Annotated in this window: 24 protein-coding genes; 13 read left to right on the top strand and 11 right to left on the bottom strand. The window is 63.9% G+C overall.

What is annotated here, in order from left to right; genetic code table 11:
* Window positions 1-13 precede the first annotated feature (13 nt).
* Window positions 14-754 carry a Crp/Fnr family transcriptional regulator gene (locus BUB23_RS07195; RefSeq protein ID WP_073102419.1) on the bottom strand — a complete coding sequence of 247 codons (741 nt, stop codon included), beginning with the start codon at window positions 752-754 and terminating at the stop codon, window positions 14-16.
* 440 nt (window positions 755-1,194) lie between these two features.
* Here BUB23_RS07195 and nirK point away from each other — a divergent pair, with 440 nt between their 5' ends.
* The 8 genes from nirK to BUB23_RS07235 all read left to right on the top strand — a co-directional run bounded on the left by nirK (window position 1,195) and on the right by BUB23_RS07235 (window position 9,404).
* Window positions 1,195-2,214 (top strand): copper-containing nitrite reductase, encoded by a 1,020-nt coding sequence (gene nirK / locus BUB23_RS07200; protein ID WP_342743831.1) that lies wholly within the window; start codon window positions 1,195-1,197, stop codon window positions 2,212-2,214.
* Window positions 2,215-2,349: 135 nt separating this feature from the next.
* Window positions 2,350-2,685 (top strand): c-type cytochrome, encoded by a 336-nt coding sequence (locus tag BUB23_RS07205; RefSeq protein ID WP_073102421.1) that lies wholly within the window; start codon window positions 2,350-2,352, stop codon window positions 2,683-2,685.
* A gap of 250 nt (window positions 2,686-2,935) precedes the next feature.
* The gene (locus tag BUB23_RS07210; RefSeq protein WP_084135860.1) at window positions 2,936-4,519 is read left to right on the top strand and encodes an ABC transporter substrate-binding protein; all 1,584 of its coding nucleotides are present in this window, start codon (window positions 2,936-2,938) and stop codon (window positions 4,517-4,519) included.
* 14 nt (window positions 4,520-4,533) lie between these two features.
* A complete protein-coding gene (locus BUB23_RS07215) occupies window positions 4,534-5,508 on the top strand; it encodes an ABC transporter permease (protein WP_073102422.1) in 975 nt (324 codons plus the stop codon).
* Complete coding sequence (locus tag BUB23_RS07220) at window positions 5,505-6,434, top strand: ABC transporter permease (protein ID WP_073102423.1); 930 nt, start codon at window positions 5,505-5,507, stop codon at window positions 6,432-6,434. Before BUB23_RS07215 ends, BUB23_RS07220 begins: the two co-directional genes overlap by 4 nt.
* Window positions 6,431-7,432, top strand: a complete 1,002-nt coding sequence (locus BUB23_RS07225) for an ABC transporter ATP-binding protein (protein WP_073102424.1) — start codon at window positions 6,431-6,433, stop codon at window positions 7,430-7,432. The genes BUB23_RS07220 and BUB23_RS07225 overlap by 4 nt, the downstream gene beginning before the upstream one ends.
* The gene (locus BUB23_RS07230; RefSeq protein WP_084135862.1) at window positions 7,429-8,547 is read left to right on the top strand and encodes an ABC transporter ATP-binding protein; all 1,119 of its coding nucleotides are present in this window, start codon (window positions 7,429-7,431) and stop codon (window positions 8,545-8,547) included. The genes BUB23_RS07225 and BUB23_RS07230 overlap by 4 nt, the downstream gene beginning before the upstream one ends.
* Window positions 8,544-9,404: an N-formylglutamate amidohydrolase gene (locus BUB23_RS07235; protein WP_073102425.1), complete on the top strand. Its 861-nt coding sequence runs from the start codon at window positions 8,544-8,546 to the stop codon at window positions 9,402-9,404. Before BUB23_RS07230 ends, BUB23_RS07235 begins: the two co-directional genes overlap by 4 nt.
* 11 nt (window positions 9,405-9,415) lie before the next feature.
* Here the strand turns inward: BUB23_RS07235 and BUB23_RS07240 are convergent, their stop codons facing one another.
* Entirely contained in the window at window positions 9,416-10,456 is a 1,041-nt protein-coding gene (locus tag BUB23_RS07240) for a C45 family autoproteolytic acyltransferase/hydrolase (RefSeq protein ID WP_073102426.1), read from the bottom strand.
* A gap of 161 nt (window positions 10,457-10,617) precedes the next feature.
* On the opposite strand from BUB23_RS07240, the gene BUB23_RS07245 reads away from it, so the two are divergent.
* Window positions 10,618-11,943 carry an aspartate aminotransferase family protein gene (locus BUB23_RS07245; protein ID WP_073102427.1) on the top strand — a complete coding sequence of 442 codons (1,326 nt, stop codon included), beginning with the start codon at window positions 10,618-10,620 and terminating at the stop codon, window positions 11,941-11,943.
* Window positions 11,944-11,989: 46 nt separating this feature from the next.
* Here BUB23_RS07245 and BUB23_RS07250 read toward each other — a convergent pair whose 3' ends face one another.
* Window positions 11,990-12,442: a GNAT family N-acetyltransferase gene (locus BUB23_RS07250; protein ID WP_084135896.1), complete on the bottom strand. Its 453-nt coding sequence runs from the start codon at window positions 12,440-12,442 to the stop codon at window positions 11,990-11,992.
* A gap of 174 nt (window positions 12,443-12,616) precedes the next feature.
* On the opposite strand from BUB23_RS07250, the gene BUB23_RS07255 reads away from it, so the two are divergent.
* Window positions 12,617-12,877: a copper-binding protein gene (locus BUB23_RS07255; RefSeq protein WP_425439530.1), complete on the top strand. Its 261-nt coding sequence runs from the start codon at window positions 12,617-12,619 to the stop codon at window positions 12,875-12,877.
* Between the two features lie 42 nt (window positions 12,878-12,919).
* Here the strand turns inward: BUB23_RS07255 and hslU are convergent, their stop codons facing one another.
* The 5 genes from hslU to BUB23_RS07280 all read right to left on the bottom strand — a co-directional run bounded on the left by hslU (window position 12,920) and on the right by BUB23_RS07280 (window position 17,228).
* Window positions 12,920-14,251, bottom strand: coding sequence for an ATP-dependent protease ATPase subunit HslU (gene hslU / locus BUB23_RS07260; protein WP_073102430.1), 1,332 nt, complete (start codon window positions 14,249-14,251; stop codon window positions 12,920-12,922).
* A 42-nt stretch (window positions 14,252-14,293) separates the two neighbouring features.
* Window positions 14,294-14,827 (bottom strand): ATP-dependent protease subunit HslV, encoded by a 534-nt coding sequence (gene hslV / locus BUB23_RS07265; protein WP_073102431.1) that lies wholly within the window; start codon window positions 14,825-14,827, stop codon window positions 14,294-14,296.
* A gap of 75 nt (window positions 14,828-14,902) precedes the next feature.
* The gene (dksA, locus tag BUB23_RS07270; RefSeq protein WP_073102432.1) at window positions 14,903-15,346 is read right to left on the bottom strand and encodes an RNA polymerase-binding protein DksA; all 444 of its coding nucleotides are present in this window, start codon (window positions 15,344-15,346) and stop codon (window positions 14,903-14,905) included.
* Window positions 15,347-15,416: 70 nt separating this feature from the next.
* A complete protein-coding gene (locus tag BUB23_RS07275; RefSeq protein WP_073102680.1) occupies window positions 15,417-16,529 on the bottom strand; it encodes a CobW family GTP-binding protein in 1,113 nt (370 codons plus the stop codon).
* A 192-nt stretch (window positions 16,530-16,721) separates the two neighbouring features.
* Window positions 16,722-17,228 (bottom strand): Fur family transcriptional regulator, encoded by a 507-nt coding sequence (locus BUB23_RS07280; protein ID WP_073102433.1) that lies wholly within the window; start codon window positions 17,226-17,228, stop codon window positions 16,722-16,724.
* 286 nt (window positions 17,229-17,514) lie between these two features.
* On the opposite strand from BUB23_RS07280, the gene BUB23_RS07285 reads away from it, so the two are divergent.
* From BUB23_RS07285 to BUB23_RS07295, 3 genes are read left to right on the top strand one after another with little or no spacing between them, the layout of a single operon-like run.
* Window positions 17,515-18,231 (top strand): metal ABC transporter ATP-binding protein, encoded by a 717-nt coding sequence (locus BUB23_RS07285; RefSeq protein WP_073102434.1) that lies wholly within the window; start codon window positions 17,515-17,517, stop codon window positions 18,229-18,231.
* A gap of 47 nt (window positions 18,232-18,278) precedes the next feature.
* A complete protein-coding gene (locus BUB23_RS07290; protein ID WP_073102681.1) occupies window positions 18,279-19,130 on the top strand; it encodes a metal ABC transporter permease in 852 nt (283 codons plus the stop codon).
* The gene (locus BUB23_RS07295; RefSeq protein WP_073102435.1) at window positions 19,130-20,167 is read left to right on the top strand and encodes a metal ABC transporter substrate-binding protein; all 1,038 of its coding nucleotides are present in this window, start codon (window positions 19,130-19,132) and stop codon (window positions 20,165-20,167) included. The genes BUB23_RS07290 and BUB23_RS07295 overlap by 1 nt, the downstream gene beginning before the upstream one ends.
* Before the next feature lie 42 nt (window positions 20,168-20,209).
* Here BUB23_RS07295 and xerC read toward each other — a convergent pair whose 3' ends face one another.
* The 3 genes from xerC to dapF are packed head-to-tail and all read right to left on the bottom strand — an operon-like array spanning window position 20,210 to window position 22,748.
* Entirely contained in the window at window positions 20,210-21,184 is a 975-nt protein-coding gene (gene xerC, locus BUB23_RS07300) for a tyrosine recombinase XerC (protein ID WP_425439531.1), read from the bottom strand.
* Complete coding sequence (locus BUB23_RS07305) at window positions 21,175-21,858, bottom strand: DUF484 family protein (protein ID WP_073102437.1); 684 nt, start codon at window positions 21,856-21,858, stop codon at window positions 21,175-21,177. The genes xerC and BUB23_RS07305 overlap by 10 nt, the downstream gene beginning before the upstream one ends.
* Window positions 21,855-22,748 carry a diaminopimelate epimerase gene (dapF, locus tag BUB23_RS07310; RefSeq protein WP_073102438.1) on the bottom strand — a complete coding sequence of 298 codons (894 nt, stop codon included), beginning with the start codon at window positions 22,746-22,748 and terminating at the stop codon, window positions 21,855-21,857. The genes BUB23_RS07305 and dapF overlap by 4 nt, the downstream gene beginning before the upstream one ends.
* Window positions 22,749-22,775: the final 27 nt, after the last annotated feature.

The following is a 22,775-nucleotide window of genomic DNA, read 5'->3' on the forward strand; positions in this document are numbered from 1 at the left end:
CGCCCCGCGCCAGTCAGGTCGACTCGGCGTTGATGCCCGCGCTGCGCGTCGCTGGCGTGTGCGGCCCTTCGGCCAGGCGGATCAGATCGTCTATGGCGCAAACCACGATGCGCTTGCGCCCGCTGGTGACCAGGCCGCGGTCTTTCCAGGCGCTCATCAGGCGGCTGACGGTATGCAGGGTCGTGCCCGTCATTTCGGCGATATCCTGGCGCGTGATGGGGAAATCGATCAGGATGCCTTCGGGCGTCTGCTGGCCGGACTGGTCGACCAGCCGCAGAATGGCGCGCGCCACGCGCTGCTCGACTTCTTCCGTGGACAGTTCCTGTATGCGCGTGTGGGCGTCCTGCAGGCGCTGCCCCACGGTTTGCAGGGCATTGGAGGCGAAGTGCGGGTTGGTGGCGGTGAACTGGTCCCATTCCGACGACGGCCAGGCCAGGGCGAGGCTTTCGTGGACGGCGATGGTGGAGGCGGGGTAGTCGGGCCGGCGCATGGCGCGCGCGATGCCGAATACATCGCCGGGGTTGACATATCGCACCACGACTTGTTCGCCTTCGGCGGTTACCTGCACCACTTTCAGGTGGCCGTGCAGCAGCACGAAAAAACGGTCGGCGATTTCGCCCTGGCGGAAAGCGGCATCGCCGGCGGCCAGGCGGCACACCTGCGCAGTCTGCAGAACGGCATCCAGATCGGCGTCCGGCAATGACTTGAACAGATCAAGGTTTTTGATGAGGGACCGATTCAGATGTGAAGTCATCGCAAATCCATGCTGGTAACCAGGAATTTGATTCTACCATCGGCGGGCGGGGGAAGTGCCCCGTATGCCGCGCATTGGCGCGTCTTGGCGCCCTTCCGTGCGTGCGGATAAACCACAGGGAGGGTCTTATTGGTGGAAACCCGTATAAATGTGCTTCCGAGTTTGCGCTGCAACAAAGAAGAGGGAGGGGCGCTGGTATCAAATGGACACATGGATCAATAGCACCGGGTCCGGAAAGCGAAAAAAACGCGACATGCTTTCCGGGATTTCAGCCGGCCTTTGTCGTCGTTCGATATCAGTCGAACATTTTCTGTAAACGGAGCTTCATCATGGAACGTCGTTCATTTCTTAAAACAGCAGGCCTGGGCGCCATGGCAGGTTCGGCCGCAATGGCAGCTCCGGCGTTGGCAAAGGGCGCGCCAGCAACCGCCGGCAAACCCATGTCGGAACCCGAGATTGCCAAGCTCAAACGCATCAAGGTAGACCTGGTCGCTCCGCCGTTCGTGCACAAGCACGACCAGGTGGTCGACGCGACGCCCCGCATCGTCGAATTCCGCATGGTCATCGAAGAAAAGAAAATGGTCATCGACAGCAAGGGCACGACCCTGCAGGCCATGACGTTCAACGGCTCCATGCCCGGCCCCACCCTGGTGGTCAATGCCGGCGACTATGTCGAACTCACCCTGGTGAATCCGGCCACCAACGCCATGCCGCACAACGTGGATTTCCACGGCGCCACCGGCGCCCTGGGCGGCGCCAAGCTGACCGATGTCAACCCGGGCCAGCAAGTCACGCTGCGCTTCAAGGCGGACCGCGCAGGCACTTTTGTTTATCACTGCGCGCCTCCGGGAATGGTGCCATGGCACGTCGTATCGGGGATGAGCGGCACCCTGATGGTGCTGCCGCGCGGCGGCCTCAAGGACCCCGCCGGCAATCCATTGCGCTACGACCGGGCCTACACCATAGGCGAATTCGACCTGTACATCCCCAAGGATGAAAACGGCAAGTACAAGGAATACCAGACCCTGGCCGAAAGCTATGGCGATACGGTGGAAGTGATGCGCAAGCTGATACCCACCCACGTCGTGTTCAACGGCAAGGTGGGGGCCTTGACGGGCGACGGCGCCCTGAAGGCGAAGGTCGGCGAAACCATCCTGCTGATCCACTCGCAGGCCAACCGCGACACGCGTCCGCACCTCATCGGCGGGCATGGCGACTGGGTCTGGGAAACGGGCAAGTTCGACAATCCGCCGGAACGCGACCTTGAAACCTGGTTCGTCCGCGGCGGTTCGGCGGCAGCGGCGCTCTACACCTTCAAGCAGCCCGGCGTCTATGCCTACCTGAACCACAACCTGATCGAAGCCTTCGAGCTGGGGGCCGCTGGCCATGTGGTGGTCGAAGGCAAATGGAACGACGACCTGATGAAACAGATCAAGCCTGCGGGCCCCATCACCGCGTAAGGCGGGGCCGGGATACCGCCGAAGGTATCCGCATGTAGCAAAAAGCTGCCCGGTGTATCGGGCAGCTTCAGGAAAAGCAGTGATGCAAACGATGCGCCGCGTGGCGCATCGCCAGACAAAATATTGGAGATACTTATGTTGAAGCTTGCCTACGTTGCCTTGGCCATCGCCATGGGAGCCGGCCTGGCGCCGGCCGTGGCTGCCGCAGCGGGCGAGGCTGCCGCCACGGTCAATCCCGCCGGCGAGAAACTCTACAAATCGGCCTGTATCGCTTGCCACAGCACCGGCGTGGCCAATGCCCCCAAGCTGGGCAACAAAGAAGCTTGGGCCCCGCTGATTGCGCAAGGCATGGATGCCATGATGCAAGTGGCGATCCAGGGCAAGGGCGCCATGCCTCCGCGCGGGGCTTCCTCGGCCGACGACGCCACGCTGCGCGCCGCCATTGAATATATGGTGCAGTCCTCCCAATAAGCCCGCTGCGGTCGGCGAAATTGGCGCCCGCCCGCTGCCGCGGCGCTAAGCAAGCTGTCACAGTTCCTCGGGAAAATACCGATATTTAAACCCGATCAGCTGGATACACTGGCTCCATGTCATAGGCATGGGGTCTTTTTTTTATCGCCGGGCCGCGCGGCCACGCAGTGGACGTGCGTGGGGGCCATTTTTCATTCGTTGTTTTAGTAGCCTACCCGTCCAACGTACACGTAAAAAGGGCAGCATAAACATGAAGTCAATACGAAAAAACCTGATCTTGTCGGCGCTAGCTGCCAGCTTTTTCTGTATCGCGGGCGCGGCGCAGGCGCGCGACCTGACCATCGCCTTGCGCTCCGAGCCCAGTTCGATGGATCCGCAATTCCATTCGCTCACGCCCAATACCCAGCTGTCCGAAACCCTTTTCGATCCCCTCGTGCGCACCGACGCCAACGCCAAGCCCGTTCCTTCGCTGGCCGAATCCTGGCAGGTCGACGGCGATGTCTGGACTTTCAAGCTGCGCCCCGATGTCAAGTTCGCCGATGGCTCGCCATTCACCTCCGAAGACGTGCTGTTCACCTATGCCCGGGTGCCCAAGGTGCCCAACAGTCCCTCGTCGTATTCCCTGTACCTGAGCTCCGTGGAAAAGGTCGAAGCGCCGGATCCGCTGACGGTCAGGATCACCACCAAGGGCCCTTCGCCGGTTCTGCTGCCGAATTTGTCCATGGTGCCCATCATGTCCAAGAAAGCCGCGTCGGGCCCGGCGCCGGAGGGCAAGACCACCGTCGAGCTCAACCGCGGCGACGGCCTGGTGGGCACGGGCCCCTATAAATTCGTTTCCTGGAAGCGCGGCGCGGAAATCGTCTTCGAGCGCAATGAACATTACTGGGGTGAGAAGCCGGCCTGGGACAAAGTCATCTACCGGCCGATTTCCAATTCCGCCGCGCGCGTCGCCGCGCTGCTGGCCGGCGATGTCGACCTCATCGAGGACCCGCCCACCGACGACCTGCCCAAATTGAAGAATGACAAGAACCTGCGCGTCCAGGAAACGCCTTCGGTGCGCGTCATTTATATCGCCCTGAACCAGGGCGCGGAAGTCCCCCCCGGCATGTCGGGCACGTCGGGCAAGAACCCCCTGGCCGACAAGCGCGTGCGCGAGGCGCTGTCGCTGGCCATCGACCGCAAGGCCATCGTCGAGCGGGTCATGGGCGGCGCGGCGCAAACCGCCGCCAACTTGCTGGCGTATCCGGGCTTCGGCACGTCCGAGGCGCTTTCCAAAGTGCCGCCCGCCGATCCCGCCAAGGCCAAGGAATTGCTGGCCGCCGCCGGCTACCCCGAGGGCTTTACCGTGTCGCTGGGGTCGCCCGCCGGACGCTACACCAATGACCAGCGCATCGCCCAAGTGGTGGCTTCCATGTGGGCGCGCATAGGCGTCAAGGCCAATGTCGAAACCATGGCGCCCCCGGTGTTCTTCAAGAAGCGCGACAGCTATGCCTTCAGCACCTATCTGGCCGGCTGGGCGGCAAGCTCGGGCGAAATGCTCAACCCGCTGATGGCGCTGGTCCTGACCAAGGACCCGGCCAAGGGCCTGGGCACGACCAACTGGAGCAAATATTCCAACCCCGAGCTCGACAAGCTGGTCCTCGAGGCCTCCCGCACGCTGGACGACGGCAAGCGTTCCGAAATGCTGCAGGAGGCCGGCGCCATGGTGATGGCGGACTACGGTGTCCTGCCCTTGCAGTTCGAGCTCTCGGTATGGGCCATGAAGAAGGACATACACTATAGCGGCCGCAGCGACCAGATGACCCTGGCGCAGTACATGACGCCGGCCGAATAGGCCGCGGCAAGCCTGTGCTGCCAACCATCATCCGCCGTCTATTGCAGACGGCGCTGGTCGTGCTGGTCATGTCGGCGCTGGTGTTTGCCGGCCTTTATCTGGTCGGCGACCCGGTGTCCATGCTGGCCAGCCCGGAAGCCACCGACGCCGAGCGGGAACTCATACGCCAGAGCCTGGGCCTGGACCTGCCATTGTGGCAGCAATACTTCATCTTTCTGGGCAAGGCGGCGCAGCTGGATTTCGGCAACAGCTTCCTGACCGGCGAGCCGGCCATGCAACTGATACTCGAGCGCATGCCGGCCACGCTCGAACTGGCCACGCTGGCCATGCTGTGCTCCATGCTGGTTGGCGTGCCGCTGGGCGTCTATGCCGGGCTCAAGCCGCAAGGCGCAGGCGCGCGCTCCATCATGGCCGGATCGGTGCTGGGCTTTTCTTTGCCCAATTTCTGGGTGGGGCTGATGCTTATCATGCTTTTCGCGGTAATGCTGGGCTGGTTTCCCGCGGGCGGGCGCGGGCCTGTGCAATGGGTGGGGCCGTTCCAACTGAGCGTCTTCAACTGGCAGGGCCTGCAAAGCCTGGTCCTGCCCGTGGCGACCATAGCCACGGCCAAGGGCGCGCTGATCATACGCGTGACGCGGGCCGCCACGCGCGAATGCCTGCCGCAGGACTACATCAAATACGCGCGCGCCAAAGGCCTGACCCGCCGGCGCGTGCTGGGCGTGCATCTGCTCAAGAACATACTGATACCCATCGTGACCATAGGAGGCCTGGAATACGGGCAGGTGATCGCGTTCGCGGTGGTGACCGAAACGGTGTTTTCCTGGCCTGGCATGGGCAAGCTGCTGATCGATTCCATCATCACCCTGGACCGGCCCGTGGTGGTGGCGTATCTGATGCTCACCGTGGTGTTCCTCGCCTTGCTCAACCTGGCGGTGGACATTGCCTACACCATACTGGACCCGCGCGTGCGCATAGGGGCCGCGGCATGACGGCGCACTTGGCCAGCGCGGCGGTGCTGCCGGAGCACGAAAGCCTGTGGCGGGTCTTCATGGCGCAATTCCTGTCCAGCAAGCTTGCCGTCATGGGTTTGGCCATGCTGCTGCTGTTCCTGGCCCTGGCCATTTTCGCGCCGTGGATAGCCCCGCAAAACCCCTTCGACATCGGCACCCTGGACATCATGGATTCCAAGATGCCGCCGGGCAGCGTCGGCATCGACAGCGGCATGACCTATTGGCTGGGCACCGACGGCCAGGCGCGCGACATCTTTTCCGCCATTCTGTACGGCATGCGCATCAGCCTGTTCGTGGGCCTGGTGTCGGTGTCGGCGGCCTTTCTTATCGGTTCGGCGGCGGGCCTGGTGTCGGCCTACTTCGGCGGGCGCATCGATGCCTTGTTGATGCGCACGGTGGATATCCAGCTGTCTTTCCCGGCCATCCTGGTGGCCTTGATCCTGCTGGCGGTGCTGGGCAAAGGCGTGGATAAAGTGATTTATGCGCTGATCGCCGTGCAGTGGGCCTATTTCGCCCGCGCGGCGCGCGCGGCTGCCATCGTCGAGCGCAACAAGGAATATGTCGAGGCGGCCCGCTGCATGTCCCTGTCCTGGCACAGAATCCTGTGGCGCCATGTATTTCCCAATTGCATACCGCCGCTCATGGTGATCGCCACCATCGATCTGGCGCACGCCATTGCGCTGGAAGCCACGCTTTCCTTCCTGGGCGTGGGGGTGCCGGTCACCGAGCCGTCGCTGGGCATGCTGATTTCCAATGGCTTCGAGTTCCTGCTGTCGGGCAGCTACTGGATTTCCTTTTTCCCCGGCATAGCGCTGGCGCTGGTGGTCGTCGCCATCAACCTGGTGGGGGACCATTTGCGCGACATCCTGAACCCGCGCAACGATATCCAGGGGGTCAGCCTGTGAACGCGACCCATGCGCCGCCGTCCCATTCCGGCGAACCGCTGCTGGATGTGCAAGGCCTGCGGACCTGGTTCCATACGCGCGAGGGCGTGGTCAAGGCGGTGGACGGCGTGGCCCTGCAGCTGTGGCAGGGAGAGATCCTGGGGCTGGTGGGCGAGTCGGGGTCAGGCAAGAGCATTACCGGGTTTTCGCTGCTGCGGCTGGTGGACGAGCCGGGCCGCATGCAGGCCGACCGGCTGTTTTTCAATGGCCGCGACCTGCAGCGATTGTCGGAGGAAGAATACCGCCATTTGCGGGGGCGCGACATGGCGCTGATTTTCCAGGACCCATCCACGACGCTCAATCCCGTCTTGCGCATCGATACGCAAATGATAGAAGCGGTGCAGGCGCACAACCGGGTCTCGCGCCAGGCCGCCCGCGCGCGGGCGCTCGAGGTGCTGAGGAAAGTGGGCATCCCCGCGCCCGAAGAGCGCCTGCGGGTCTATCCGCAACACTTGTCGGGCGGCATGCGCCAGCGCATCGCCATCGCCATTGCCTTGCTGAATTCGCCCAGGCTGATCATCGCCGACGAGCCCACGACGGCGCTGGATGTGACGATACAGGGCCAGATCCTGTACGAGGTGCAGAAGCTTTGCCGCGAGACGGGAACCGCGCTGATCTGGATCACGCATGACCTGGCCATCGTGTCCGGGCTGGCCGACAGGCTGGCGGTGATGTATGCCGGCCGCATCGTCGAAACGGCTCCCGCCAGCCGGATCATAGGCGCGGCGCAACACCCCTACACGCACGGGCTGATCTCTTCGATTCCGTCGATCCAGACCCGCGGCCGCGAACTGTTCCAGATTCCGGGCTCCACGCCGTCGCTGCTGAACCTTCCCGGCGGCTGCCCATTCCGTACACGCTGTTATCGCGCCACCGCGCAGTGCCAGAACGACCCCTTGCTGGAGGAAACAGCGCCGGGGCACTGGGTAAGCTGCTGGCATAAAGGGGTGCAGGCATGAGCGCGCCATCCGGCGGCGCGGTCTTGCCGGCGGACCACGGCGCCAGCGGCGCGGCCGCGCAGGGCGAAGAGCCCATCCTGAGCCTGCGCGGCCTGCAGCGGCATTACACCCAGCCTGTGGATTTGCTCGAACGGCTGGGCTCGCTGCTGAAAGGGCGCGGCAAGCCCCATTCGGTGCAGGCCGTGGCCGGCGTGGACCTGGATGTGATGGCCGGCGAGGTGATAGGCATCGTGGGCGAATCGGGCTGCGGCAAGTCCACCCTGGGCCGCATGATCACCGGCATTCTGCCGCCCACCTCGGGCGAGGTCGTCTACAAGGGGCGGGCCGTCGGCCAGATGGCCGGGGCCGCCAGGCGCGATTACGAACTGGGCGTGCAAATGATCTTCCAGGATCCCTTTTCATCGCTCAACCCGCGCATGCGCGTGATCGATATCATCGGCGAGGCGCCGGTCGTGCACGGCATGGTCAGGCGCGGCGCGAAGGAAGCCTATGTGGCCGAACTCATGCGGAAGGTGGGGCTGGACCCGGCATACCGATTCCGCTATCCGCATCAGTTTTCCGGCGGGCAGCGCCAGCGCATAGGGGTCGCGCGCGCCCTGGCGCTGCGGCCCGCGCTGATTGTGTGCGACGAGGCGGTGGCGGCGCTCGATGTGTCCATCCAGGCGCAGGTGCTCAATCTGTTCATACAGCTGCGCCGCGAATTGGGCCTGACGTATTTCTTCATCAGCCACAACCTGGGCGTGGTCAGCCATATCGCCGACCGCGTCGCCATCATGTATTTGGGGCGCATCGTCGAGATCGCCGGCACCGAGGCCATTTTCAGCCGCGCGAACCACCCCTACACGCAGGCGCTCATCAAGGAGTTGCCGGCGCTGCGCACCGACAGGCGGCAGTTCGATCCCATCAAGGGCGAGTTGCCCTCGCCCATCGATCCGCCTTCGGGCTGCCCCTTTCACCCCCGTTGCCCGCATGCCATGGACCGCTGCGTAGCGGAGCGCCCGCTGCTCAAGCCCGTTCCGCGGCGGCAACAGGAATATGGTTTGCTGGACGCGGGCAATGGCCCGCATCAGAGCGCCTGTCATTTGAACGACCTCAGCCCTATGGAGACAAGATGAAATTCGCCGACGAAGACTTCGAACCCTATGCATTGTCCATGCCCACAGCCACCGCCATTCCGCTGGTGTGCGATTCACCGCATAGCGGGGTGATCTATCCGGCCGACTTCCTCAGCTGCCTGCCGGCATCGGTATTGCGTTCGGGTGAAGACACCTATGTCGAAGAGCTTTGGCAGGCGCTTCCCGCGGTGGGCGCGGTCTTGCTGGCGGCCAATTTTCCGCGCACCTACATCGATCCCAACCGCGAGGTGGACGATATCGATCCGAACATACTGGCCGAACCCTGGACGACGGAACTGCATCCCACCGAGAAGTCGCGGCTGGGCCATGGCCTGATATGGAGCCGCGCGCGCAAGCAGGCGGTCTATGACCGCAAGCTGTGGGTGGCGGAGGTGGAGAACCGCATAGGCACGTATCATCAGCCTTACCACGCCGCGTTGAACCGGCAGATCGAGGCGGCCTATGAGCGCTTCGGCGGCGTGTGGCACCTGAACCTGCATTCGATGCCGTCGGACTCCTACGAGGCGCTGGAAATCGAGACGGACAAGCCGCTGGCGGATTTCGTGCTCGGAGACCGCGATGGCACGACCTGCGATCCGACATTGACGGGCATCATCGAGGATTTCCTGCTCGAGTGCGGGTACACGGTGGCGCGCAATGATCCGTTCAAGGGAGTCGCCTTGATCGCCCGCATCGGCCGCCCCGAGGAAAATCGCCATAGCCTGCAGATCGAAGTCAACCGGGCGCTGTACATGGACGAGGAAAGCTACGAGAAGTCGGCCAATTTCGCATCGCTGCAGAAGGACCTGGCGCAGTTGAGCGCCAGGGTGGCCGACTTCGTGAAGTCGCTGATCTGACCCGTGGCGCCTCAGACCAGGCGCGCGTCGATCAGACGGTAGCGCGCTGATTGGATGGGGCGTTCATAGACATCCCAGGCCACGCGGCGGGCGCCCACATGGATGTCGGCCGTGGCCATGGTGTTCTCGGCATCGCTGTCGTCGGGCGCGTCGCGGTATATCGGATATGGCTTGTCGCCCTGGTCGGCCAGGATGGAAAAGGGATCGATATCGGCGGGGTCTGCGCCGCCGGCCGTCCGGGCGCGCAGCAAGTCATTGCCGCGGCGCTGGCGGTGCAGCGAGGAATCGGTGATCACCTGAGGGAAGCCGAGCATGGAGTCATGCACGGCATGGTTCGCATGCAGGGCCGGCGCCCGTACGGCCTGGGCCGACACCCCCATCGCGGTGAATTCCACGCTCAACAGCTCCGGGTGGCCGCGCTGGGCCAGGCTCAGGTGAAAGCCTCCGGCCCGCGGCATGCTGCGCAGCAGTTCCACCGCCTGCGGCAGCCCGGACTGGTTCAGCAGCGCGCGCGCCAGCACCATGCGCGGCACGCCCGCGGCGGCCTGGCGTGCGCGCAGGTTATTGACCGTCATGGCGAGACCATGCTCATTGACGGCGAAGGTATGGCCCGGGATGGAAGCCGGATATACAAAGGACGCAAAGCGCGGACCGTCGTCGGGGGCGAACTGGCCGATGCCGCAATAGCCCGCAAAGCCGGGGTCGCCGTCTTCATTGTGCGCGATGCGCGGGCCGGCGGCCAGCGGCAGCTGCACCGTGGTGCATCCATCAGGCGCCATGGACCAGACATCGCCCCGGCAGTTCCACAGAAACACCTCCTGGGCGGGAAGCTCGAGCCCGGCGGCCAGGCCCAGCAATTCCTGGTGGATCAGCGGAAAATGCCGTTCGACCAGCATCTGCATGGCGCTGGCGGCGTCGCTGCCGCGCCACGCCATGACGCTATTCCAGGACGATGAAGACAGCAGGTGGGAATGCGCGGCTTGCGCGCCAAACCTGCCCAGGGCCCGTCCCATTTCAAATGGCGAGCCGGACAATTCAATCAATGACAACATGACCCATCCTATCGGCTATATAAACAGGCGCCCGTCCGCTGCGATCCACCGTGGGCGCATACACGGGCGCGGGGACCACGGCCCGGGCGGCGCATTGATTTATTTGTTGCATGGTATATGATACAGGAACCATTTGTTGAAACTTGCGATACAAGAGCGCCATGACACACGTATTCCACCGCAATCCCCGCCAGCATCTCGATTTTGCCATGCGCGGCCAGGGAATCGAACTGTTCGACCAGAACGGCAAGGGCTATATCGATGCATCGGGCGGGGCGGCGGTGTCGTGCCTCGGGCATGGCCACCCCGTCGTCATCCAGGCCATCAAAGATCAGCTCGACCGGATCGCATACGCCCATTCCTCGTTTTTTACCACGCAAGCCGCCGAGGACCTCGCCGATTTCCTGGCCGAACGCGCGCCGGGCGATCTGGATCACGTATATTTCCTGTCGGGCGGCTCCGAAGCGGTGGAGGCCGCCCTGAAGCTGGCGCGCCAATACTTCGTGGAGACCGGCCAGCCCGCGCGCCGGCACTTCATAGCGCGCCGCCAGAGCTACCATGGCAATACCCTGGGCGCCCTCGCGATAGGCGGCAATGCCTGGCGGCGCGAACCCTTCCTGCCCCTGCTGGTGCCGGCCCATCATGTCGCGCCTTGCTACGCGTACCGCGATCAATTGCCCGGTGAAAGCGAGGAACAGTACGCCGAGCGCCTGGCGCAGGAGCTCGAGCAGAAAATCCTGGAACTGGGCGCCGGCAATGTCGCCGCCTTCGTGGCGGAAACCGTGGTCGGGGCAACGGCGGGGGCGCTGGCCCCCGTAAAAACCTATTGGCGGCGCATGCGCGAGGTATGCGACCGCCATGGCGTGCTTTTGATACTGGACGAAGTCATGTCGGGCATGGGCCGCAGCGGGCATCTGTTCGCCTGCGCCGAAGACGATGTCGTTCCCGATATCATCGCCATCGCCAAGGGGCTGGGAGCCGGTTATCAGCCCATAGGCGCGATGCTGGCCAGCGGCAGGATCTACGACGCCATAGTGGCCGGCAGCGGCTTCTTCCAGCACGGCCATACCTATATGGGGCATGCCACGGCGTGCGCCGCCGCCCTGGCGGTGCAAGAAGTCATCGAGCGGGACCATCTGCTGGCCAACGTGCTGGCACGCGGCGAACAATTGCGCGGCGAATTGCGCAGCGCGCTGGGCCAGCATCGCAATGTCGGCGACATACGCGGGCGGGGCTTGTTCGTGGGCGTCGAGTTCGTGCAGGACAGGGCGGGCAAGGCCGCGCTGGACCCCGCGCAAAAAACCCACGCCAGGCTCAAGACGCAGGCCATGCATAACGGCCTGCTGATGTACCCCATGGGCGGCACTATCGACGGCGTGCGCGGCGATCATGTCCTGCTGGCGCCGCCCTTCATTTGCACCGATGCCGACATCAGCGAAATCGTCGCGCGCTTTGCCGCCACGGTAAGCCAGGTATTGCCCGCCTGAGCGCGAGGATGGAGGCCCCGCAGGAAACACGGGTCCGACAAGCGATTCAGGTGCAGGACGACGGGGGCATGGACGAAGCGAGCCGCTGCAGCGCGTCGCCGGTAAGGCGCACGATACGCCATTGCGGCAGGACTTCCGCGCCGTGGTGTTCATAGAAGTCGATGGCGCTCTGGTTCCAGTCCAGCACCGTCCATTCGAAGCGGCCGCAATCCAGTTCGACGGCCAGCCTGGCCAGGTGCTTGAGCGCCATTTTGCCCAGGCCCTTGCCGCGATGCCCGGGCTGGACGTAGATATCCTCGAGGTACAGCCCGCGCTTGTCCAGGAAGCTGGAGTAGTTGTGGAACCACATGATATAGGCCACGGGCAATTGTGGCTGGTCTTCGGTATGCGCCACCAGGCAATTGGCCGCCGGCCGGGCGCCGAAAAAGCTCTCGCGCAGGCTGGCTTCGGTGGCCTGGAAGATGTCCGTCAGCTTTTCGAACTCGGCCATTTCGCGCATCAGGCCGAGTATTTGCGGAATATCCTGCGCGCTTGCCGGGCGCAAGTGGTAAGGTTTTCTGGCGTCGCTCAAGCTTGTTCCCTGGTTTGGCGTTATGCTGGGAAGGTGAATCCGATATAGGGAGTTTAGCTTATGGCCAGTGCCAACCAGCGATCATTGCCGGCCCTTGCGGCCATGCTGGCCTTGACCGCCTGCTATTCCGCGGGCGCCATTGCGCAGGAAGCGAGCGCTTCCGGCGAGGTGCGCCGCGTGGATGCGGCGGCCGGCAAGATAACCATCAAGCACGGCGCCATTTCCGACCTGCAACTGCCGGCCATGACGCTGGTGTACCGGATAGATCCCGCGCTGCTCAAGGACGTCAAGCCCGGGGATCAGGTGAGGTTCACCGCCAGGCGGGAAGCCGGCCAATATGTCGTGACCGCGATCTCGAAGTAGCGCGGCACCCGCCGGCGCATGCCGCGCCGGCGCCCGGGCCGCCTAGAGGACGTAGCGGGAAAGGTCCTGGTTGCCCGCGGCTTCCTCGAGCTTGGCATTGACATATGCCGCGTCGATGATGATGGTCTGCCCGCTGCTGGCCGATGCATCGAACGACAGGTCTTCCAGCAGTTTTTCCATTACTGTGTAAAGACGGCGCGCGCCGATGTTTTCAGTGCGCTCGTTGACTTCGAAGGCCAGCTCGGCCATGCGCTGTATGCCTTCTTCGGTGAAGTCGAGCGTGACGTCTTCGGTGGCCAGCAAGGCCCGGTACTGCTTGGTCAGCGACGAATCCGTGTCGCACAGGATGCGCACGAAATCTTCGGCGGTCAGCGAATCCAGCTCGACGCGTATCGGGAAGCGCCCTTGCAGTTCGGGAATCAGGTCCGATGGCCGCGACAGGTGGAAAGCGCCCGAGGCGATGAACAGGATATGGTCGGTGCGCACGACGCCGTACTTGGTATTGACGGTGGTGCCTTCCACCAGGGGCAGCAGGTCGCGCTGGACCCCCTGGCGCGATACATCGCCGCCCTGGTGTTCCTGGCGGGTGGCTATCTTGTCGATCTCGTCCAGGAAAACGATGCCGTTCTGCTCGGCGTTGAATACCGCGGCCGTGCGCAGGTCTTCCTCGTTGATGCGGCGGCCGGCTTCTTCTTCGGTCAGCAGCTTGAAGGCTTCCTTGACCGACATTTTGCGCGTCTTTTTCTTGTCGCGCCCCAGCCCGGCGAACATGCCTTTGAGCTGCTCGGTCATTTCTTCCATGCCAGGGGGCGCCATGATTTCCATCTGGGGCGCCGCCTGGGCGACCTCGACCTCGATCTGCAGGTCGTCGATCTTGCCCTCGCGCAGCCGCTTGCGGAAGGTCTGGCGCGCGCTGTTCTCTTCGCGGGCGGGCTCGCCCTGGGCGTTGCGCGCGGGCGATACCAGGACATCCAGTATGCGGTCTTCGGCGGCGTCTTCGGCCTGTGTCCTGACGCGCCGCATTTCCACGTCGCGCGTCTGCTTGACCGAGATTTCGACCAGGTCGCGGATAATGGTGTCGACATCGCGGCCCACATAGCCGACTTCCGTGAACTTGGTGGCCTCGATCTTGATGAACGGCGCATGGGCCAGCTTGGCCAGGCGGCGCGCGATCTCGGTTTTTCCCACGCCGGTGGGGCCTATCATCAGAATGTTCTTGGGCACGATTTCGGTGCGCAAAGGCTCGGGCACTTGCTGGCGGCGCCAGCGATTGCGCAGGGCCACGGCCACGGAGCGCTTGGCGCGATTCTGCCCGACGATGTTCTTGTCGAGCTCGGAAACAATTTCCCCGGGAGTCATATTGGTAGCGGACATGATGGTCTATGTATTGGGTGCGGGAATGGGCGCGCGCTGTGCCTACAGCGTTTCGACGATGTGATTCTGGTTGGTGTAAATGCACAGGCCGCCGGCGATTTCCAGCGACTTCTTGACGATGTCGTCCGGCGCCATATCGGTGTTCTGCAATAGCGCCAGCGCGGCGGACTGCGCATACGCGCCGCCGGAACCGATGGCGGCCAGGCCGTGCTCGGGCTCGAGCACATCGCCGTTGCCGGTAAGGACCAGGGTATGTTCGCGATCGGCCACGATCAGCATGGCTTCCAGGCGGCGCAGAATGCGATCGGTGCGCCAGTCCTTGGTCAGCTCGACCGCCGAGCGCATCAGGTTGCCCTGGTACTTTTCCAGCTTCGCCTCGAAGCGTTCCTGCAGCGTGAAGGCATCGGCCGTGGCGCCGGCAAAGCCGGCGAGGATCCTGTCGTTGTAGAGGCGCCGGATTTTACGCGCGGTGGCCTTGATGACGATGTTGCCCAGGGTGACCTGGCCGTCGCCGCCCAGGGCGACCTGGTCGCCGCGGCGGACGCAGATAATGGTAGTGGCGTGAAATTGTTCCATGGATTCTTCCTTTGAACTCAGTAGCTGGGGGCAATGCCAGAAAGTTCAAGAGGAAGCCCATGGAGCGGGGCCGCCCTAGTCCCCGTACAGTTTCTGGCGCATTTCGCGGCGTTCCTGCGCCTCCAGCGACAAGGTCGCCGTCGGACGCGCCAGAAGCCGCGGAATCCCGATGGGCTCGCCGGTTTCTTCGCACCAGCCGTAATCGCCCGAATCGATGCGCGTGATGGACTGCTGCACTTTCTTGAGCAGCTTGCGCTCGCGGTCGCGCGTGCGCAGTTCCAGCGCATGCTCTTCTTCGATGGTGGCGCGATCGGCCGGATCGGGCACGAACTGGGTCTCGCGCAGATTCTCGGTCGTGGTGCCGGCGTTGGTCAGGATTTCCTGCTCGAGCTCCTTCAGGCGATTCCTGAAGAAGGCCAGCTGGATGTCGTTCATGTAGTCGGATTCCGGCATCGCCAACAGTTCTTTTTCTGTCGGCAAATGGGTCTGACTCTTTGCGGCTGCTGATTTGCTTGCCATGATATGTCCTTTTATTGTCGTGTTGGTGCTTGGAACCGAAGTGGCGTTCTTTACGCGACTGGGTTCGCTATCAGACCAAGCATTGTTCCAGGCCCCGGGTGAAAATTTCCTGGGGGAGTTTACGGCCAATGAACACCATTTTGGTATTAGGCTTTTCACCGGATAGCCAAGGTTTTCCGGGTTCAGCGCCCATCATCATGTGCACGCCCTGGAAAAGCATTCGGCGGTTGACTCCTTTCAGATACAAAATCCCCTTATAGCGCAGCAGGTCGGGCCCGTACACCTGCACTATCCCGCCCAGGAATTCTTCCAGCCTTTCGGGGTCGAAGGCCTTTTTGGAGCGGAATACGAAAGCGCCGATTTCGTCATCGTGATGCGCGTGATGATGATCGTGGTGATGGTGGCCGCAATGGTCATCGCACGCGCCTTCGTGCTCATGATCATGATCATGATCGTGGCCGTGATCATGGCCGTGATCGTGGCCATGCGCGGCGTCCGGGTGTTCCTCATCCAGGAAATCCGGGTCGATGTCCAGGATGGTATTCAGGTTGAAGCCGCTGATATCCAGCAGCACTTTCAGGTCGGTTTCACCGAAGTCGACCGGCGTGATCGACGCGCGCGGATTGATGCGCACGAGGCGGGCGCGCAGGCCCTGATAGTCGACATCGTTGACGAGGTCTTTCTTGGATATCAGGATGCGGTCGGCGAAACCCACCTGCTTTTGCGCTTCTTCCTGCTTGTCCAGGGTTTCCATGCCGTGCTTGGCGTCGACCACGGTGATGACGGCGTCGAGCCGGTAGTAGTCGGCGATTTCGTCGTCCATGAAGAAGGTCTGGCAGACGGGCCCCGGGTTGGCCATGCCGGTGGTCTCGATGATGATGCGCTCGAAGTTCAATTGGCCAGCCTGGCGCTTGACGCGCAGATCGTTCAGCGTGCGCATCAGGTCGCCGCGTATCGTGCAGCAGACGCAGCCATTGCTCAGTTCGACGATTTCTTCTTCGCTGTCCTGGACCAGCAATTCGTTGTCTATGCTTTCCGGCCCGAATTCATTTTCGATGACTGCAATCCGGCGTCCGTGGTATTCGGAAAGAATGCGTTTGAGCAGGGTGGTCTTGCCTGCCCCGAGGAATCCGGTAAGTATTGTCACCGGCACCATTTTGTCTGGGCTAATAGCGGGTTTCATCGTAGGCCTCGCATGGCGCGGGTCAAATATGCAGGCCGCCGCAAGGATGGCGGCCATACCATAGTTCATACCGCGCAGAAAAACATAACGTGCGATTACATCACAGCATACGCTTTAGAGCAAACATGAAGTGAAAAACTTGTCTTCGCGGGGGGGAATAGGCGCAGACGGGCGAATATATCGCCTGGGCGCTCAGGCGCTGTGGGCGTGGGAATGGCTATGGGCTTGGGGCGCGGCGGACAGGCGGCATTTGCCGCAAAGCGCCCGGAGCTCGGTTTCGTGGCCGGAGAGCACGAACCCGGCGGCGGCCACCTTGCTGGCCAGTTGGCGGCTCAGGGCGGGATCGCTCAATTCGGCGACGGCGCCGCATTGCGTGCAAACCACCAGCAGGTCGTGGGGCTCGCCCGCCGCGTCCAGGCATGCTGTCCAGGCGTTGATCGCATCCAGCCTGTGCACCAGGCCTTCGTCGACGAGGAAGTCCAGCGCGCGGTAGACGGTCGGCGGCGCCGCGCCCTGCTGGTCGTCGCGTATCAGATCGAGCAATTCATAGGCTTTCAGGCTGCGCCGCTGCGCAAGCAGGATTTCCAGCACCTTGCGCCGTATGGGCGTAAGGCGCTTGCCGCGCTGCGAGCACAGCGATTCGGCGGTGCGTAGCGTTGCCGCGATGGCCGGCGGCGAGGACGAATGTTTGGCTGGCATGGCGCGGGGCGGTCCTGGCTATGGGTACACGATTGTGTCTATCTTGCAGGCTAGGCTGTGCAGACACCTTCTGTATGTTATAACATACCAGCCCCGTTTTCACATTCCTGCCCCCTTCCCGGACTCATGCGCCCAGTCTTTTTCGCCTCTTCCCGCGGGCCACGGCCCTATCGCGGTTCCGCCCTGCTTGCGTCCTGCGCCAGGCGGCTGGCTCACGTATTGTTCGCCGTGGCCTTTCTGTGGGCGCTTACCGGATGGGCCATGGGATGGTGGTAGGGCCCGCGGCATGACGAGCGCCGTCATAGAACTGGACCAGCTTTCGCTGGGCTGGCGCGATCGCATCGCGGTGCGCGATGTCACCGGCGCTTTTGCGCGGGGTTCGCTGACGGCCATAGTGGGCCCCAACGGCGCCGGAAAATCGACTCTGGTCAAGGGCATCATGGGCCTGGTCAGCCCCTTGCGCGGGCAAATCCGGCTGGCGGGCGATTCGCGCCGCCAGATGGCCTGCCTGCCCCAGCTCGGCGAGCTCGATCGCAGCTTCCCGATCAGCACCTATGACCTGGTCGCCATGGGGGCGTGGCGGCGGGTCGGCGCCTGGAGGCGTTTCGACCAGTCCGAACACGAACGGGTGCAGGCGGCCCTGGCCATGGTGGGGCTGGCCGATTTCGGGCCGCGCATCATAGGCACGCTGTCCGGCGGCCAGATGCAGCGCGCGCTTTTCGCGCGGCTGCTGCTGCATGACGCGCACACCCTCCTGCTGGACGAGCCCTTTGCGGCGGTGGACCGGCACACGACCGAGGACTTGATGGCGCTGCTGCGGGATTGGCACCGCGAGGGGCGCACGGTGATTGCCGTGCTGCACGATCTGGAAATGGTGCGCGCCTATTTTCCGCAGGCCTTGCTGCTGGCCGGGCAAGCCGTTGCGTGGGGGCCCACCGCCGAAGTCCTGACGCCCGAGAATCTGCATCTGGCGCGCCACCTGTGCGCAGGAGACTACCTGTGACCTGGCTTTTCGACTGGCTGTTCGCGCCCTTCATCGACTACGGCTTCATGCGCCGCGCGCTGGCCGGCGCTCTGGCCCTGGCATTCGCGGCGGGCCCCCTGGGCGTATTCCTGGTGCTGCGCCGCATGAGCCTGATGGGCGACGCCATGGCCCATGCAATTCTGCCGGGCGTGGCCGTGGGTTTCCTGACGGCCGGGCTGTCCTTGAGCGCCATGACGATAGGCGGCATGGTCACCGGGCTGGTCGTGGCCATGCTGGCGGGCGCGGTCGCGCGCCTGACGCCGCAGCGCGAAGACGCGAGCTTCGCGGCGTTCTACCTGGTTTCGCTGGGGCTGGGCGTGCTGCTGGTGTCCTTGCGCGGCTCGAACATGGACTTGATCCACGTCCTGTTCGGCACCGTCCTGGGGCTGGACGATGGCTCGCTGCTGCTGGTCAGCGCGACTTCCACCGTCACCTTGCTGGCGCTGGCCCTGATCTTCCGGCCGCTGGTGCTGGAATGCCTGGACCCCTTGTTCCTGCGGGGCGAGGGCAAGGCGGGCTCCGTCATCCACATGGTCTTCCTGGTGCTGCTGGTCATGACCCTGGTGGCGGGCTTCCAGGTGCTGGGCACGCTCATGGTGGTGGGCATCATGATGCTGCCCGCCACGGCGGCGCGCTTCTGGGTCCGGTCCGTGGGGCGCCAGATGGTGCTGGCCGCCGCCATCGGCAGTTTCTCTTCATATGTGGGGCTGCTGTTCTCGTATTATGCGAACGTGCCGGCTTCGCCTTCCATCATCTTGTCAGCGGGAGCAGTGTATTTTCTATCGGTGTTCTTTGGTCCGCTGGGCGGGCTGTTGCAGGCCGCAAGACAGGCGCATGCCCGCCATCAGCGTTTATCTCAAATTTCGGAGCGACTTTAATGTTGAAAGCCCGTAGCGTTGAGCATGCTTTTCGATTTTCCCGCCGCAATCTGCTTGCCTTGCTTGCCGGCGGCGTACTGGTCATGGCGGCGCCTTCAGGGTTTGCGGCGGCCGCGCCGCCTTTGCGGGTGGTGGCCAGTTTCTCTATCCTGGGCGACATGGTCAGGGAAATCGGCGGAGAGCACGTGTCCTTGACGACGATAGTGGGCCCCAACGGGGATGCGCACTCGTTCGAGCCGGCTCCCAAGGATGCAAAAGCCCTGGAGCAGGCTCAGGTGCTGGTGATAAACGGCCTGGACTTCGAAGGATGGCTGCCGCGCCTCATACAGGCCTCGGGCTTCAGCGGCGCGCAAGTGCTTGCTTCGCGGGGCGTCGCGCTGCGCCATCTGAGCGACGCCGAACGGGCCGGCGAAGTGCTGGGCGGGCATGGGCATGAACCCGGGCCGGGCGCCGGGCATGGCGCGCAGGACCAGGGCGCGGCGCATGCCGGGCATGATCACGGCGATGTCGATCCGCATGCGTGGCAAAGCCTGAGCAATGGCATGATCTATGCGAAGAATATCGCCGACGGCCTGTCGCTGGCCGACCCCAAGCGCCGGGCCTATTATCAGGAGCGTGCGCAGGGCTATATCGCCCAGATGAAAAAGCTGGACAGCGAGATCAAGCAGGCCTTCGCGGACATTCCCGAGAGCAGGCGCAAAGTGATCACTTCGCACGACGCTTTCGGCTACTTCGCGCAGGCCTACGGCATACAGTTCCTGTCGGTGGCCGGCTTTTCCAACGAGGCCGAGCCCTCGGCCAGGGAAGTGGCGGCGATCATAGACCGGGCCAGAAAGGAGCATATTTCCGGAGTGTTCATCGAGAACACGACGAATTCGAAAGTGATCCAGCAGATCGCCCGGGAAACCAAGGCCAGGGTGGGCGGAACCTTGTATTCCGACGCGCTCGCGCCGCCGGACCAGCCTGCGGCGACCTACCTGGGCATGTTCAGCTGGAACGCCGGGCAATTGATCTATGTGCTCGAGCCAGGCCGCTGAGGCCGCGCCGGCGCATGCGCCGGCGGGCCGGGCGGCGCCTCCTCAGCGTTTGCGGGTGGCGCGTGGATGGGCCTGGTCATAGGCCTGGGCCAGGTGCTGGAAGTCGAGCCGGGTATAGATTTGCGTGGTGGAAATATTGGCGTGGCCCAGCAGTTCCTGCACGGCCCGCAGGTCCTGGGCCGATTGCAGCATATGGCTGGCGAAGCTGTGGCGCAGGCTGTGCGGGTGCACATGGACCGGCAGCCCCACCAGGGCGGCCAGCCTGTTCAACTGCAACTGCACGACGCGCGGGCTGATGCGCTTGCCGCGCGCGCCCAGGAACAGCGCCGCGGCCGTATCCGCGTCCTGGGCCTGGCCGCCCGACAGCAGTTGGTGCCTTAGCGCCAGCCAGCGCTCTATGGCGGCTATCGCCTTGCCGCCCAGCGGCACGCTGCGGGTTTTATTGCCCTTGCCTTTGACGATGGCTTCCTGTTCGGGCAGTTGTATCCAGCTTTGCGATTCGTACCCGCCTTGACGGCTGTAGCGCCAGTCCAGGCTGACCAGTTCGGCCAGCCGCAGGCCGCTGGAATACAGGACCTCGAACATGGCCTGGTCGCGGCAATCGATGGCGCCGCGCGGCTCGGGCAGGCCGGGGCGGTCCAGCAGGACTTGCGCCTGCTCGACCGACAGGGCCTTGGGCAGGCCGCGCGGCGCCTTGGGCGCGCGCACGCCGGCGGCGGGATTGGCGGCCAGGCCCGCGGCCGGCGCCCACCACTGGAAAAACCCGCGCCAGGCCGCCAGGGCCCGCGCCAGGCTGCGCGGCTTGAGCCCCTGGCCGTGCATGCGGGCGATGGCATGGCGTATGTGGCTTTCAGCCAGGCTGTCCAGCGCCGTCCCGGGATGGCATTCGAGCAAGTGCCGCAGATCCTGGCGGTAGCCCGCCAGCGTGTGCGGCGAATAGCGGCGATTGGCCCGCAGGTGGGCCAGCCATTGCTCCATGGGCTCGGGCAAGGCGTGCATGGCGGGGCCTAAGCGTATTCTTGAGCGGCCGGCCCTTGCAGGCGCAGCAGGCTGGCGCTGGCCAGTTCGTTGATCGTGTCGAGAAAGGCGGTGCCCATGTCCGAGGTGAAGCGCTCGGCGTCGTCCGAGCCCAGCACCAGCAGGCCTATGGGCTCGACGCGGCCGGCGGGGCGCAGCGCGATGATGGCCAGCGTGGCGGGCGGCGTGCCCAGCCAGGATGCGGCTTCCTGGTCTTTCAGCGGACCGCAGTACGGTTTGACCAGGTCGCGGGCATAGCTGCGGATGGAGTCGGTGACGTCCTGGGCGAATTCGCTGTCTCCCAGCCGGGACAAGTCCCAGACGCGCAAGGCTATCGTGGGGAGGTCGAACAGGTCGCCCAGGCTGCGCACGATATGCGCCGGGATCTGCAAGGCATCGTCCTCGGCCAGCATGCGGCAGCACCATTTGGTAAGGGCGGTGCTGATTTTTTCATTGCCGCTGGCGTTGTGAACCAGGCCGGAAAGCTTCCATTCCAGGTCTTTGGCGCGTGCGCGCAAGGTCATGATCTGCCGCTCGCCCAGCGAAATGGCGCGTGTTTCGTTGGGATGAGGCACACGCAGATTGGCAAACAACTCGGCATGCTCCTGGAAAAACGCGGGGTGGTCTTTCAGGAAATGCGCGATATCGTCGGCGGAAAGGCTGCTTGCGGTCATGGGTGTGGTGAATCCTTGGAGTTGAACTGGCGGGTAAGCGCGTCGATGTCGACCTGGCCGGTGTATACCGTGACAGCCGGGCCGCTCATGCGCAGGATATTGTCGTCCCATGCCACCGTAAGCAGGCCGCCGCGGGTATGCACGCGCACGGGGCTGTCGAGCAGGCCGCGCCGTATGCCGGCGACGACCGCGGCGCAGGCTCCCGTGCCGCAGGCCAGGGTTTCGCCCGCCCCGCGCTCGTAGACGCGCAGCTTGATGGTGTGCCGGTCGACGACTTGCATGAACCCGGCGTTGACGCGTTGCGCGAAACGCGGATGCGATTCGATCAGGGGGCCGGTTTCGGCGACGGCCGCGCCGTCGACATCGGCAAGCACTTGCACGGCATGGGGGTTGGAAATGGCCACCAGCGAAAGCTGCGCGTCGGCGTGGCCCGGCAGGGGCAGCGTCCAGAGGGTGTCGGCGCCGCAGGGGGCCGACTGCAGGCCGCGGGTGTCGAAGGCCAGCGCCTCGGGTTCGTAGCGGGTCTGGCCCATTTCGACCGAGACTTCTCCGGTGTCGGAGCGGGTCAGGGTGATCAGGCCGCTGCATATTTCGGCACGCAGGGGATTGCGCCCGGACAGGCCCTGTTCCTGCACAAACTGCATGAAGCAGCGGGCGCCGTTGCCGCAGTGTTCGACTTCGCCGCCATCGGCGTTGAAAATACGATAGCGGAAATCGGCTTCCGGATGCAGCGGCGTTTCGACCAGCAGCAACTGGTCGGCGCCTATGCCGAAGTGGCGGTCCGCCAGCGCGCGCGCCCGCTCGGGCGTCATTTCTATCGATTGCCGCACGCCGTCCAGCACAACGAAATCGTTGCCGGCGCCATGCATTTTTGCGAAGTTCCAGATCATGGTGCCAATTATCCCGGATAACGGGGA

Source organism: Pollutimonas bauzanensis (assembly GCF_900129885.1).
GTDB classification, from domain to species: domain Bacteria; phylum Pseudomonadota; class Gammaproteobacteria; order Burkholderiales; family Burkholderiaceae_B; genus Pollutimonas; species Pollutimonas bauzanensis.